At 69.0% G+C, this 12,803-nt stretch carries 13 protein-coding genes; 3 read left to right on the top strand and 10 right to left on the bottom strand.

What is annotated here, in order from left to right:
• Positions 1-12 precede the first annotated feature (12 nt).
• The 8 genes from ASD35_RS00705 to ASD35_RS00740 all read right to left on the bottom strand — a co-directional run bounded on the left by ASD35_RS00705 (position 13) and on the right by ASD35_RS00740 (position 7,428).
• The gene (locus tag ASD35_RS00705) at positions 13-1,515 is read right to left on the bottom strand and encodes an RNA polymerase factor sigma-54 (RefSeq protein WP_056872987.1); all 1,503 of its coding nucleotides are present in this window, start codon (positions 1,513-1,515) and stop codon (positions 13-15) included.
• Positions 1,516-1,783: 268 nt separating this feature from the next.
• Positions 1,784-2,587, bottom strand: a complete 804-nt coding sequence (gene lptB, locus ASD35_RS00710) for an LPS export ABC transporter ATP-binding protein (protein ID WP_082579794.1) — start codon at positions 2,585-2,587, stop codon at positions 1,784-1,786.
• A complete protein-coding gene (lptA, locus tag ASD35_RS00715; RefSeq protein WP_082579843.1) occupies positions 2,584-3,210 on the bottom strand; it encodes a lipopolysaccharide transport periplasmic protein LptA in 627 nt (208 codons plus the stop codon). Before lptA ends, lptB begins: the two co-directional genes overlap by 4 nt.
• A 45-nt stretch (positions 3,211-3,255) precedes the next feature.
• A complete protein-coding gene (locus ASD35_RS00720) occupies positions 3,256-3,906 on the bottom strand; it encodes a thiol:disulfide interchange protein DsbA/DsbL (protein WP_056872989.1) in 651 nt (216 codons plus the stop codon).
• Positions 3,903-4,565 (bottom strand): thiol:disulfide interchange protein DsbA/DsbL, encoded by a 663-nt coding sequence (locus ASD35_RS00725; protein ID WP_056872990.1) that lies wholly within the window; start codon positions 4,563-4,565, stop codon positions 3,903-3,905. Before ASD35_RS00725 ends, ASD35_RS00720 begins: the two co-directional genes overlap by 4 nt.
• A 29-nt stretch (positions 4,566-4,594) precedes the next feature.
• The gene (locus ASD35_RS00730) at positions 4,595-5,263 is read right to left on the bottom strand and encodes an SPOR domain-containing protein (protein ID WP_056872991.1); all 669 of its coding nucleotides are present in this window, start codon (positions 5,261-5,263) and stop codon (positions 4,595-4,597) included.
• On the bottom strand, positions 5,260-6,978 hold the full coding sequence (gene argS / locus ASD35_RS00735) for an arginine--tRNA ligase (protein ID WP_056872992.1): 1,719 nt from the start codon (positions 6,976-6,978) through the stop codon (positions 5,260-5,262). The genes ASD35_RS00730 and argS overlap by 4 nt, the downstream gene beginning before the upstream one ends.
• Positions 6,979-7,032: 54 nt before the next feature.
• Entirely contained in the window at positions 7,033-7,428 is a 396-nt protein-coding gene (locus ASD35_RS00740) for a VOC family protein (protein ID WP_056872993.1), read from the bottom strand.
• 40 nt (positions 7,429-7,468) lie between these two features.
• Between ASD35_RS00740 and ASD35_RS00745 the strand changes: the two genes are divergently transcribed.
• On the top strand, positions 7,469-8,806 hold the full coding sequence (locus tag ASD35_RS00745) for a serine/threonine-protein kinase (RefSeq protein ID WP_235538197.1): 1,338 nt from the start codon (positions 7,469-7,471) through the stop codon (positions 8,804-8,806).
• Positions 8,807-8,897: 91 nt separating this feature from the next.
• The gene (locus ASD35_RS00750) at positions 8,898-9,197 is read left to right on the top strand and encodes a PsiF family protein (RefSeq protein WP_056872995.1); all 300 of its coding nucleotides are present in this window, start codon (positions 8,898-8,900) and stop codon (positions 9,195-9,197) included.
• On the opposite strand, the gene ASD35_RS26890 is transcribed toward ASD35_RS00750, so the two are convergent.
• Positions 9,181-9,324: a hypothetical protein gene (locus ASD35_RS26890; RefSeq protein ID WP_157275289.1), complete on the bottom strand. Its 144-nt coding sequence runs from the start codon at positions 9,322-9,324 to the stop codon at positions 9,181-9,183. The genes ASD35_RS00750 and ASD35_RS26890 overlap by 17 nt on opposite strands.
• A gap of 27 nt (positions 9,325-9,351) precedes the next feature.
• On the opposite strand from ASD35_RS26890, the gene ASD35_RS00755 reads away from it, so the two are divergent.
• A complete protein-coding gene (locus ASD35_RS00755; RefSeq protein WP_056872996.1) occupies positions 9,352-9,603 on the top strand; it encodes a glycine zipper domain-containing protein in 252 nt (83 codons plus the stop codon).
• 61 nt (positions 9,604-9,664) lie between these two features.
• Here ASD35_RS00755 and ASD35_RS00760 read toward each other — a convergent pair whose 3' ends face one another.
• Positions 9,665-12,655: a TonB-dependent receptor gene (locus ASD35_RS00760; protein ID WP_056872997.1), complete on the bottom strand. Its 2,991-nt coding sequence runs from the start codon at positions 12,653-12,655 to the stop codon at positions 9,665-9,667.
• Positions 12,656-12,803: the final 148 nt, after the last annotated feature.

Raw genomic sequence — 12,803 nt, forward strand, 5'->3', positions numbered from 1 at the left:
GGGGAATGAGGCCTACATCGCCTTGCGCAGATTCGCGGGGGCGATCTTCATCCCCTCGCGGTACTTGGCCACCGTGCGCCGCGCGCACTGGATGCCCTGCTCCTCCAGCATCGCCGCCAGCGCGCTGTCGGACAGCGGCTTCTTGACGTCCTCGGCCGCGACGAACTGCTTGATGAGTGCGCGCACCGCGGTGCTGGACGCCTCGCCGCCGGCGTCGGTGCTCAGCCCCGAGCCGAAGAAGTACTTCAGCTCGAAGGTGCCCCAGCTGGTGGCCATGTACTTGGCCGTCGTCACGCGCGAGATGGTGGACTCGTGCAGGCCCAGCTCGTCGGCGATCTCGCGCAGCACCAGCGGCTTCATGGCCAGCTCGCCGTGGGTGAAGAAGCCGCGCTGGCGCTCCACGATGGCCTGGCTGACGCGCAGGATGGTGTCGAAGCGCTGCTGGATGTTCTTGATGAACCAGCGCGCCTCCTGCAGCTGCCCGCCCAGTGGCGAGTTGCTGATGCCGCCGCGCGTGGCGCGCAGCGCATTCGCGTAGAGCTCGTTGATGCGCAGTTTGGGCGCCACCTCGGGGTTGAGCATCACGCGGAACTCGCGGCCGCTCTTGCGCACGATGACGTCCGGCACGATGGCCGCGGCGGCGCCCTGGGCGAAGCGGCGACCGGGCTTGGGCTCGAGCTGGGTGATCAGCGCCTGCGCTTCGCGCAGCAGCACCTCGTCGGCGCCGGTCTCGGCCATCAGGCGGCGCATGTCGCGGCGGGCCAGCAGCTCCAGATGACTCTTGCAAATCAGGATCGCAATGACTTGACCCGCGCTCTTGGGCAAGGCGCGCAGCTGCAGCACCAGGCATTCGGACAGGTCGCGCGCGCCGATGCCGGCAGGCTCCAGGCTCTGCAGCAGGCGCAGCGCGATGCGCAGGCGGTCCAGCAGCTCCTCGCGGTCTTCTTCGTCGTCCGCGAAGGCGGCCGCGATCTCTTCGAGCGTGTCCTCGAGGTAGCCGTCCTCGGTCAGCGATTCGATGAGGAGCTGCATGACAGCGCGGTCCTCCAGCGAGAGGTGATGGCCGGCCAGCTGCTGGGCGAGGTGCTCGGCCAGCGTCGTCTCGGCGGACTCCTGGCTCTCGCGCTCGCCGTCGTCGTCGCTGGGGCCGCTGCTGCTGCTGTTGGAGGGCAGCTCGCGGATGCCGTCGAAATCGTCGCGCTCGGTGCCGTTCTCCCAGTCCTCGCGCTCGGTGCCGCCGAAGTCGTCACCGCTCAGTTCCGGCGTCGCTTCGGCGCCTTCGCCGCCGGCGTCGGTGCCCGTCTCGCCGGACGGCTCCGCCGGCGCGTTCGCGGCCAGCTCGGGCGTGCTGACGGTGAACTCCTCTTCGGTCTCGAGCAGCGGATTGGTCGCCAGCATCTGCTCGACCTCCTGGTTCAGCTCCAGCGTCGACAGCTGCAGCAGCCGGATGGATTGCTGCAGCTGGGGCGTCAGCGCGAGGTGCTGGCTGAGGCGGACCTGAAGGGTCTGCTTCATCTTGGCGTCCCATCGCGTGGTGTTGCATCGGCGGCATGGGATGGCCGCATTGCGGGCCGCTCCCAAGCCGGCCCGCCTTGGGCAATGTGCTTGCGGCCCAATGCCGCAAGCATCGCCGTCCCCGCGGGGGCTGAGGCAGGGCACGACAAGTCCAGTGGACTCGTCGCGCCTGCCGAAGAGCAGCCGCTCTGCCGGCTGCGCGGTCTGCAAGACCGATCAGGCTCGCTCGCGTTCAGCGACGCGAGGATGGGCGAGGGGCAGTCCATGCTCACATGCGGAAGTTTTCGCCGAGATAGACCTTGCGCACGTCGGCGTTGGCCACGATCTCGTCGGGCGTGCCTTCGGCCAGCACGGCGCCCTCGCTGATGATGTAGGCGCGGTCGCAGATGCCCAGCGTCTCGCGGACGTTGTGGTCCGTGATCAGCACGCCGATGCCGCGCCCCTTCAGGAAGCCGATGATGCGCTGGATCTCCAGCACCGCGATCGGGTCGACGCCCGCGAACGGCTCATCCAACAGGATGAAACGCGGCTGCGTGGCCAGCGCGCGGGCGATCTCGACGCGGCGGCGCTCGCCGCCGGACAGCGCCGGCGCCGGGCTGTCGCGCAGGCCCTCGATGGACAGGTCGTGCAGCAGGCCGTTGAGCAGTTCGTCGATGCGCGCCTTGCCCAGCGAGCGGCCGCGCGCGTCCTGCTGCAGCTCCAGCACGGCGCGGATGTTCTGCTCGACGGTGAGCTTGCGGAAGATGGATGCTTCCTGCGGCAGGTAGGACAGGCCCAGGCGCGCCCGTGAGTGAATGGGCAGGCGCTGCACCTCGGCACCGTCGATGCGGATGATGCCGGCGTCCGAGCGGACGAGGCCCACGATCATGTAGAAGCTGGTGGTCTTGCCGGCGCCGTTGGGGCCCAGCAAGCCGACCACTTCGCCGCAGTCCACGCGCACGTGCACGTCCTTGACGACCTTGCGCACCCCATAGGTTTTGGCCAGGCCTTCGGCTTCGAGTCGGCTGCCGCAGGCGGTCGACGGGTCGGCCGCAGCCGGGGCCTGGGGGCTTGCAGTCGCCACGGCGCTCATGAGGGCTTGCGCGGCGACAGCGTCGTGGAGGGCTGCAGCGGCAGCGCCGGCGCCGGCGCGGAGGCGGGCGCATCGGCGCTTTCGGCGCGCGGCATGATGACGATGCGCGTGCGCCCGTTCGGGTTGGGCGAGGCGCTGCCGCCTTCCAGCGTGAACACCTCGGTGCGGCTGTCGTAGACGATGACCGCGCCGGTCACCTCTTCGGCCACGGCCGCGCCGCGGGTGCGCCGCACATTGGCATTGCCGATGAAGCGCACGGTCTCGGTCCGGGTGTCGTACTCCAGCTGGTCGGCCACGCCTTCGACGGCTTCACCGGGGATGTCGCGCGCCTGGCGAAAGCTGACTTGGCGGCCCGTGGTGCCGGTGGCATAGGCCTGGTGGTAGCCGTCGCGCGTCTCGCGCACGTCCACCTTCTCGGCACGCAGCAGCAGCGTCCCGCGGGTGATGACGACGTTGCCGCTCAACTCGGTGCGCTGGTTGACGCCGTCCAGCCGGCCTTCCTTGTCGGCCGTGAAGACCATGGGCTTGGTCCGGTCGGCCTTTTCCGCCAGCACGGGGCCGGCGGCCAGGGCCAAGGCCAGGGTCAACAAGGACGCGGTCAGGAAGGGCAGGCGCTGGGGCATGGCGGCACGGAAGTTGCAGGCCATTCTATGGGCGTGCTGCCCGCCTCAGCCTTTCTCTCGTGACAACTTGATCAGGAAATCCGCGACGGCCAGCGCCTGCTGGCCGTGTGCGGCCTCGCTCTGGCCGGGACTGCTGCCCATGCCGGGGCCGGTGCGCCAGCGTCCACCGACCACGAGTGCCGGCACGGTGTCGGCGCCGGCCAGCTCCGCCAGCTTCTGGCCCTGCGCCAACTTGCCCTGTACGCCGAAGGAGGAGAAGGCCTGCCTGAACTTGCCCGTGTCCACGCCGAGGCGGCCGACGAGGGCGGCGATGCTGGCCTCGTCGTTGGCCTCCACGCGTTGGCGGTGGAAGGCATTGAAGATGCCGCTGTGCAGCGTCGGCGACATCACGCCTATCGCCTCCAGCGCATAGAACATGCGTTGGTGCAGCTTGAGCACGGCCTGGGCACCCACGGGCACGCGGCGGAAGCTGACGTCCGGCGGCAGCTGGTGTGCCCACGCTTCCAGCAGCGGGTCGAAACCGAAGCAGTGCGGGCAGCGGTAGAAGAAGAACTCGATGACTTCGATCTTCCCCGGCGTGCCGGGCAGAGGTTGGCCGAGGCGGACATAGTGCCGGCCCTCGACCGGGCCGCCCTGCGCAAGAGCGGCCGGCGCCAGGGCGGCGGCGGTCAGCGCGAGGGCGCCGCGGCGCTTCATGCCTTGTTACGCGCGCGCTGGATCAGGAAGTCGGTGTACTGCAGTGCGCGCTGCCCCAGCTCGTGCTCGGGCAGGCGCTGGCCGGCGCCCGCCTGGCTGGGCGAGGTCAGGAAGCGGCCGCCGACGCCGATGGCCGGCACGCCGTCGATGCGGTAGGCCTCGGACAGCTTCTCGGCCTGCGTGCACTTGGTCTGCACGCCGAAGGAGTTGTAGGCGTCCTGGTACTTGGCCGCGTCCACGCCCAGGGCGCCGAGGAACTTGGCCTGGCTCTTGACGTCGTCCAGCGCCTGGCCCTGCTCATGCATGGCCTTGAAGATGGCCGGGCGGACGGCGGCTTCCTTGCCCAGGGCTTCGAGCGCATAGAACATGCGCTGGTGGATCTTGACATTGGCGCGGAAGGCGACGTGCGCCTTGCGGAAGGCCACGTCGGCCGGCAGCTGCTTCGCCCAGGCCTCGATCAGGGGCTCGAAGGCGTAGCAGTGCGGGCAGCCGTACCAGAAGAACTCGACCACCTCGATCTTGCCGGGCGCCGTGGCCAGCGGCTGGGGCAGCACGGTGTACTGGCGGCCCTCGACCGGGCCGCCCTGGGCGAGGGCGGAGCCCGCGGCAACGGCCAGCGGCGTGGTGGCGAGCAGGGCGGAGAAATCGCGGCGCTTCATGGCGTCAAGTCCTTCAGGCGTTCAGGCGGTTAGCGTTGTACACGAACGAGGTTGGCCTCGAAGCCAGCCCCTTCAATCTTGCGCTGCAGGTCTTCGGCGGCCTCGCGCGTGTCCATGGGGCCCAGGCGCACGCGGTACACCGTGCGGCCGTTCTGCTCGCGCTCCATCAGCTTGGCGGTGAAGCCCTGGATGGCGAGCTTGGCCTTCTGGGCCTCGGCATCCTCGGTGCGGGTGTAGGCGCCGGCCTGCACGAAGTAGACATACGCCTCGGCGCCTGTCGTGGCCGTCGTGCCCGTTGCGGCGGCCGATGCCGCGGGCGCTTCGGCCTTGGGCGTGGCTGGGGGCTTGGGCAGCGCGCCCGTGGCCGCGGCACTGGCGGCGGCCACGGCGGCGCTGGCCGTCGTCGTGGGTGGCGGCGGCGCGGTCAGCGGCGGCGGGTTGACGACGCCGCTGGCGCTGCGCGCGGCCTTGCCGGCCAGCGGTGCGTTCGGGTCCCAGTTGCGGTTGCGCTCGGCTTCCTGCGCGTCCTGCTCGGCGGTGCGCTGGGGCACCTTGTTGACGAACGGGATGGGCACCTTGGTGATGTAGAGGGCCACGCCGAGGGCCACGGCCAGGCCGACCAGCAGGCCGACGATGAGGCCGAGGACGAAGCCGCCCTTCTGGCCTTTGTTGCCCGCAGGCTTGGATGCTGAACTCATTCGGTCTCCGAGAGGGTTTCGGCAGTGTCGGGGATGTCGCGGCTCATCTGCTCGGGTGCGCTGACGCCCAGCAGGCCCAGCGCGTTGGCCAGCACCTGGCGCGTCGCGGCCAGCAGTGCGATGCGGGCGCGGCTGAGCTCGGGCGCCTGGTCCATCACGCGCTCGGCGGCGTAGTAGGAGTGGTAGGCGCCGGCCAGGTCGCGGGCATAGAAGGCCACGTCATGCGGCGCCAGGCCGGCGGCCGCGCCGCTCAGCATGTCGGGGTAGGCGGCGAGCTTCAGCATCAGCGCTTCTTCCGTCGGCGCAGTCAGCAGGCTGATGTCCGCATGGCCGATGGTGGACACATCGCCCCCCCACTTGCGGATCACCGAGCAGATGCGCGCGTGGGCGTACTGCACGTAGAACACCGGGTTCTCGTCGTTCTGCTTCAGCGCCAGGTCGATGTCGAAGACGAACTCGGTGTCGGCCTTGCGGCTGATGAGGAAGAAGCGCACCGCGTCGCGGCTGGTCCAGTCGATCAGGTCGCGCAGCGTCACATAGCTGCCGGCGCGCTTGGAGATCTTGACCTCCTCGCCGCCCTTCATGACCGTGACCATCTTGTGCAGCACGTAGTCCGGGAAGCCCTCGGGGATGCCCAGCCCCACCGCCTGCAGGCCGCCGCGCACGCGGGCGATGGTGCCGTGGTGGTCGGTGCCCTGGATGTTGATGCACTGCGTGTAGCCGCGCTCGAACTTGTTGATGTGGTACGCGATGTCGGGCACGAAGTAGGTGAAGCCGCCCTCGCGCTTGCGCATCACGCGGTCCTTGTCGTCGCCGTAGTCGGTGGACTTGAACCACAGCGCGCCGTCCTGCTCGTAGGTCTTGCCATTGGCGACGATGCGCTCCACCGCCTGCTCCAGCTGGCCGCCGGCGTAGACGCTGCTCTCCAGGAAGTAGCTGTCGAACTTCAGGCCGAAGGCCTGCAGGTCCAGGTCTTGCTCGTGGCGCAGGTAGGCGACGGCGAACTGGCGGATGCTGTCGAGGTCGTCCACGTCGCCGGAAGCGGTGAACTCGCGGTCGTCGGCCTTGACGGTTTCCTTGCGCAGGAAGGCGTCGGCGATGTCCTGGATGTAGTCGCCGTTGTAGGCGGCTTCCGGCCACTCGGCGTCGCCGGGCTTGAAGCCCTTCAGGCGCATCTGCGTGGAGTTGGCCAGCGTGGCGATCTGCACGCCGGCGTCGTTGTAATAGAACTCGCGGGTCACGTCGTGGCCCTGGGTCTTGAACAGCGAGCACAGCGCGTCGCCCAGCGCCGCCTGGCGGGCGTGGCCCACGTGCAGGGGCCCGGTCGGGTTGGCGGAGACGAATTCCACCATGACGTGCTTGGCCGTGGCCGGGCGGTGGCCGAATTGCGCGGCGGCGGCCAGCACCTCGGCGACGACGGCCTGCTTGGCCGCGGGCTTCAGGCGGATGTTGATGAAGCCGGGGCCGGCGATCTCCAGCGACTGCACCCAGGTCCGGAAGGCCGGCGTGGCCTGCAGCGCCTCGATCAGCCGGGTGGCGAGTTCGCGCGGGTTGGCCTTGAGCGGCTTGGCCAGCTGCATGGCGGCGGTGCAGGCGAAGTCGCCATGGGCGGCCTGCTTGGGGGATTCGAAGGCTGCGACGGCATTGGAGCCGGGCGCGATGGCCTGGAGGGATTCGGCGAGTGCAGCGAGCAGCGCCTGCTTGGCTTGGATCATGGGCGGGATTTTAGGAGGCAGGTCTTGAACGCACGGGCCGTTCGCGGCGCTGACTCAGCCGATGGTCGCTTCGTGACAGGCGACACACAGCTTGTTGCCGTCCGGGTCGCGGAAATAGGCGCCGTAGTAGTGGGCGTGGTACTCGGGCCGCAACCCCGGCGGGCCTTCGCAGCGGCCGCCATGCACCAGTGCGGTCGCGTAGGCCTGGTCGACCTGCGCGCGCGTGGCCGCGAGCAGCGCCACCATCTGGCCGTTGCCGGGCTCGTGCCGGCCCTCGAACGGCGCGCCCAGCAGCAACAGCGGCCGCGGGCCCGGCGTGCTCTGCCAGCCGGCCCAGGGCCGCTCGGGCTCGCAAAAACGCTCGGCCACGCCGAGCAGCGCCAGCAGCGGCCGGTAGAAGGCGAGGGCTCGCTCGAAGTCGTTTGTGGCGACAAAGACGTGGGAGAACAAGGGGGCGGCTCCTCCATGGGCGGCCCGTATCATGCCCCGCGTGAGCGTTACTGCAGACGACCTGCCTTCCCACATCGGCCGCTACCAGGTGCTCCGGCGCCTGGGCGAAGGGGCGACCAGCGATGTCTTCCTGGCGCGCGACCCCTTCCAGCAGCATGACGTCGCCATCAAGCGCATGCGCGCCTGGGCACCGCCGCCGGATGCGCCGGGCAGCGACTTCAGCAACCGCTTCTTCAGCGCCGAAGCCGCGCTGGCCGGGCGGCTGCACCACCCCAACGTCGTCGCCATCCTGGACGCGGTGGCCGAGGACTCCTCGCCCTACCTCGTCATGGAGTACGTGCCCGGCGTCACGCTCAAGCACTTCTGCCGCAGCGACCGCCTGCTGGCGCTGGACCAGATCGTCGAGCTGGCCTTCAAGTGCGCGATGGCGCTGGGCTATGTCTACCGCCAGGGCCTGATCCACCGCGACGTGAAGCCGGCCAACCTGCTGGCGGTGCTGGACGGCTCGGGCCAGGTCGTGGATGTGAAGGTCAGCGACTTCGGCTCGGCGCTGAACCTGAATGCCGACGCGACGCAGATCCACCGCGTCGGCTCGCTGGCCTACATGCCGCCCGAGCAGATCGAGGGCGGCGATGTCGACTGCCGCGCCGACATCTACGCGCTGGGCGCCGTGCTCTACCACCTCATCGGCGGCCGCCCGCCCTTCGACGCGCCGCACCAGATGGCGCTGATGCACCAGATCTACCACCAGGCACCGCTGCCGCTCGTGGGCCAGCGCGAGGGCGTCAGCGAGGCGCTGGACGCCGTGGTGCTGCGCGCGCTGGCCAAGGCGCCGCATGCGCGCTATGCCGACTGGGACGCCTTCGCGCAGGCGCTGTCAGCCCTGGTGGCGGGTCAGCAGGTGCCGCTGAACCGGCTGGGCGAGGTGCGGGACTCGGAGCGTTTCAACCTGTTGCGCGCGCTGGAGTTCTTCTCCGAGTTCGGCGACGTGCAACTGTGGGAGGTCGTGCGGCGCGCGCGCTGGAAGCGCTATCCGGTGGGGCATGCGCTCTTCAAGCGTGGCCAGGAGGGCAACAGCTTCCACATCATTGCGCAAGGCGAGGTGGAGGTCTTCCGCGACGGCCGGCTGGTGGCCACGCTGGGCGCGGGCACGTCGGTCGGCGAAATGGCCTACCTGGCGCCCAACCCCGACCTGCGCAAGCACAGCGCGGACATCCGGGTCAGCCAGGAATGCACGACGATCTGCTTCCAACCCGAGACGGTCGGCCAGTTGAGCCCCGAATGCCAGCACCGCTTCGACCGCGGCTTCATCCGCGTGCTGGTGCGCCGGCTGCACGCCGCCCACGAAGCGCTGCACCATCCGCGCCGCATCCTTTGAGTTGCTGACTGCCACCTGCGGGTCACTTCACAGCCCGGGGCGCGCATGCTTGAATCGGTGCGCCATTCACCTCCAGAGGAAGGAGCCTCCGATGAAACGTTTCACTCTCGCGATTGCGCTCGGCTGTGCCGCGCTGGCCGCCCATGCGGCCGACAAGGAGCCCACCGCCCAGCAGTCGAAGATGGGCACCTGCAACAAGGATGCCGGTGACAAGAAGGGCGATGAGCGCAAGGCCTTCATGAAGGAATGCCTGTCCGCCAAGCCGGCGGCGACCGCGGCCAGCGGCACGCCCCAGCAGCAAAAGATGAAGGCCTGCAACGCCGACGCCAAGGGCAAGACCGGCGACGAGCGCAAGGCCTTCATGAAGGAGTGCCTCAGCGCCAAAGGCTGAGCGGCGCTGCAGCCTCGAAGAAGCCACCCTCGGGTGGCTTCTTGCATTTCCGTTGGGCCTCGTCCGACAGGGCGTCGGCCAGCCGGCTGGTGCCGCCGCCGGCCGCTGGCGCCGAAAGTGAAGCCATGTGAACGGCAACCGCGAGGACCGAACCATGAACCCACTTCTTCACTCCGACAGCGGCGCCGTCTATTGGCGCGTGACCCTGATCTCCCTCGTGGCCGCGGCCACGCTGGCCTTGACCGGCTGTGCCGGCATGTCGGCCCGTGAGACCAGCACTGTCGTCGGCGCGACGGCCGGTGCGGTCGTCGGCGGCGTCGTGACGGGCACGACGGCCGGCGCCGCGGTGGGCGCCGCGGCCGGTGGCGTCATCGGCAACGAAGTGTCCAAGAAGCGCAACCGCTGACCGGGCGCGAGCCGTGCACGGAAGGGCCGGCTGCTGCTGGCCTTCTTCCGGCGCGCCGCGCTCAGAACTTGTAGCGCGCTTCCAGGTAGTACTGTCGGCCGCTGGCGTCGACCTTCTGCTGCTCCGCCTCGCTGTAGCGATAGGTGGCGCGCACCGGGTTGGTCAGGTTGGTCGCGCTGAACGAGATCTGCAGTTCCGGCGTGATGTTGTAGTTGGCCGTGAAGGCGACGTTGGACACCGGCGCCGCGATCGTCGGGGCCGAGGGCATCAGCACGCCGCCGATGGTGGACATGCCCTGGCTGTTGGCCGTCGGTGACGGTGCCGTGGTGCTGGACACGTACTCGCTGCGGTAGTTGTAGACCAGGCGGGCGCTGAACACCTCGTTCTCCCAGTACACGCCGGCGTTGCCGGCGAGCTTTGACGCACCGTTCATCGGGCGACCGTCTTCCACGCGCGTCTCGGCGTAGCTGGCGTTGGATTGGAAGCCGAAGCCCCACGCGATCGGCTGCTCCCACGCCAGCTCGACGCCGCGGATGCGGGCCTTCTGCTGGGTGGAGCTGTTGATCATGTAGGTGCGCACGGTGTTGGTCGTGCCGTCGTACAGGTCCACGGTCTGGCCCGACGACGTGCCGCCGGTCTTGGCGTAGCCGTCGATCAGCGAGCTGAAGGCGGAGAGTGCCAGCATGGAGCGCTTGGCGTAGTACCAGGCCACGGAGATGTCCAGGTTGCGCGAGCTCAGCGGCTTCAGGTTCGGGTTCGGACCGGTGACCGTGCAGCCCTGCGAGGTGCAGCTGGGGTTGCTGTAGGTCGCGCCGTAGAGGTTGTAGTTCTGCCGGCCGATGGTCTTGGACAGCCCCAGGCGGCCGATCAGCCCGGAGCCGAAGTCGTAGCGCAGGTTCAGGCTGGGCAGGATGTCGTCGAAGACGCGCCGGGTCGTTTCCTTGCGGTAGATGGTGCCGGTGGCGCCGTTGAACGGCACGTTGTCGTAGTAGGGCTGGCCTTCGCTGACGTCGATGATCGCGTCCGGGTAGGCGGCGCAGGGCACGTAGGGCTTGCCTGGCTCGATGCGCAGGCAGGCGCCGGCCGGGATCGGCACGGGGGTGCGCGAGGTGACGGTCGTGCGCACCAGCCGCACACCGGCATTGCCCGACCATTTCTCGCCTTCGAGGTTCTGCATCAGGTAGGCCGCGCTTTGCACTTCGCGCAGGTCGATGGAGTTGGCGATGCGGCGCTCCCACTGGGGGTTGGTCTGCTTGGCCAGGTCGGCGAAGAGGCTGGTCAGCGTGTCCTTGGAGAAATAGAAGCCCGAGTTGTCGAAGTTGCCGCCGAGGTACTGGCCGAAGTCGCCGGGGTAAGGCACGGCCAGGGCCGGGTCGGGCGCATTGGCCGCGACGAAGGCGGACTTCAGCGCCACGGTCGACAGGCCGTACTGGCGGCGGTGGTCCGCGTTGCGGAAGCCGAAGTTCATCGAGCTGAAGATGCCGCTGTCCTGCGTGTACTCGCCGTCGATGGCATAGCTCTTCTCGCTGTCGACGGTGTGGTAGCGGTTCAAGCCGCTGCGGCCGGTCAGGCGGTAGCCTGGCGTACCCGGCGCAGCGCTGGTCGCCAGCGGCATGGTGCCGCTGCCGGCGTTGATCCAGCTGAAGTCCGGCGCCCTTTCAAGGTCGGTGAAGGCGTACTTGACGCCCTGGCCGTAGCGCGAGTAAGTCAGGCCGCGGTCCATGTCGGTGTGGCCGATGCCCTTGGTCGTGCTCAGCAGGCCCTTGAGCGTCAGCTTGTCGCTGACGACCCACTTGCCGTCCAGGTCCAGGAAGCCCGAGCTGGCGTAGGCGCCGCTGCGGTAGAAGCCTTCGGAATCGCCCACGTACTGCGCCGGCAGGCCGTTCGCGTAGGAGATCTCGGCGGACTTGAGCACGCGCAGCTTGTGGCCGTAGATCGTCTCTTCCTCGACGATCACCGGGTTCTTGATGGAGGCGTAGACGCGCTGGCCGTTGACGTTGGTGGCCGTGGTGCCGCCCAGCGGGCCGGACTGGCCGGCCAGCATCTGGTAGATCGCACCCATGGTGGCGCGGCCGAAGTTGGCCGCGTTCATCTTGGAATAGAAGCCGGTCAGGCCCACCTCGGTGTTGGTGGTGGGCTTGAACTGGCCCGAGAACATGCCGCCCTTGCGGTCGCGCACGCCCTCGACGAACTCGGTGGACATCGAGCCCGGCAGGCGCACGCCGTTGAGCTGCGCGGCGGTGTAGCCCGAGCCGGCCAGCGACGCGTCGGTGATGCCCAGCATGGTGGCGGTGTTGATCTGGTCCCAGCCGGAGTTGGCGCCGTAGGCGAAGCGCGAAGCCGTGTCGCGGCGGATGTAGCGCTTCTCGGCGAAGACCTGGCCGATGAAGCCCAGCGTGCTGTCCTCGTTCTTCCAGTTCAGGCTGGCGTTGAGCTGCGGGCTGGTCTTGCCGGGCAGATCGGCGTACACGGCGCCGGCGCTGACCACGCCGCTGAAGCCTTTCGGGCTGTCCAGCGGCTTGCGCGTCGTCACGTTGATCGTGCCGGCCAGGCCGCCGTCGACGATGTTGGCCTGCGAGGTCTTGTAGACGGTGGCCGAGTTCAGCACCGAGGACGGCATCAGCGACAGGCTGGTGGAGCGGCTGCTGGAGGCCTGGTCGTTGAGGTACCAGTCACCGCCGGAGACGGTGTGGCCGTTGAACAGGATCAGCGACATGTCGGGGTTGGCGCCGCGCATGGCGACCTTCTCGGCCTCGTCGTAGTCGGTGCGCACGGCCACGCCCACGACGCGCTGCAGCGAGTCGGCCAGGTTCTTGTCGGGCATCTTGCCCACGTCCACGGCGGTGATGACGTCCACGTTCGCCGACGCATTGCGCTTGGCGTCCAGCGAGCTTTCCAGCGATGCGCGGATGCCGGTGATGACGACGGCCTCGAGCTGCTGCTTGGCCTTGTCGTCCTTGCCGGCTGCGGCTTGCTGGGCCAGCGCCGTGCCCTGCAGGCTCAACAGCAGGCCGGCCAGGCCGCAGGCGATGGGAGTGGGCTGGAATCTCATGGTCGTTGTCCTTGCGTTGCTGATCGCAAAGATTCTTGCGGCGCATGTCACGCACGATGAGAGGCCAAGCCCGCGGAGTCGGCACCGGAGCAACACTCCGCGCATGACGGAATGGCCGCGGGCCATGTGCGGCGGTTATGCCCGTTCC

This window comes from Pelomonas sp. Root1444 (assembly GCF_001426885.1).
In the GTDB taxonomy this organism is placed as follows: Bacteria; Pseudomonadota; Gammaproteobacteria; order Burkholderiales; family Burkholderiaceae_C; genus Pelomonas.

What these genes read in the sequence shown, in the direction of transcription:
- ASD35_RS00720 (WP_056872989.1), bottom strand. Translation starts at nt 3,906, where the DNA reads ATGAAGCGCCGCGGCGCCCTCGCGCTGACCGCCGCCGCCCTGGCGCCG.
- argS (WP_056872992.1), bottom strand. Translation starts at nt 6,978, where the DNA reads ATGATCCAAGCCAAGCAGGCGCTGCTCGCTGCACTCGCCGAATCCCTC.
- lptB (WP_082579794.1), bottom strand. Translation starts at nt 2,587, where the DNA reads ATGAGCGCCGTGGCGACTGCAAGCCCCCAGGCCCCGGCTGCGGCCGAC.
- ASD35_RS00725 (WP_056872990.1), bottom strand. Translation starts at nt 4,565, where the DNA reads ATGAAGCGCCGCGATTTCTCCGCCCTGCTCGCCACCACGCCGCTGGCC.
- ASD35_RS00760 (WP_056872997.1), bottom strand. Translation starts at nt 12,655, where the DNA reads ATGAGATTCCAGCCCACTCCCATCGCCTGCGGCCTGGCCGGCCTGCTG.
- lptA (WP_082579843.1), bottom strand. Translation starts at nt 3,210, where the DNA reads ATGCCCCAGCGCCTGCCCTTCCTGACCGCGTCCTTGTTGACCCTGGCC.
- ASD35_RS00750 (WP_056872995.1), top strand. Translation starts at nt 8,898, where the DNA reads ATGAAACGTTTCACTCTCGCGATTGCGCTCGGCTGTGCCGCGCTGGCC.
- ASD35_RS00705 (WP_056872987.1), bottom strand. Translation starts at nt 1,515, where the DNA reads ATGAAGCAGACCCTTCAGGTCCGCCTCAGCCAGCACCTCGCGCTGACG.
- ASD35_RS26890 (WP_157275289.1), bottom strand. Translation starts at nt 9,324, where the DNA reads ATGGCTTCACTTTCGGCGCCAGCGGCCGGCGGCGGCACCAGCCGGCTG.
- ASD35_RS00755 (WP_056872996.1), top strand. Translation starts at nt 9,352, where the DNA reads ATGAACCCACTTCTTCACTCCGACAGCGGCGCCGTCTATTGGCGCGTG.
- ASD35_RS00730 (WP_056872991.1), bottom strand. Translation starts at nt 5,263, where the DNA reads ATGAGTTCAGCATCCAAGCCTGCGGGCAACAAAGGCCAGAAGGGCGGC.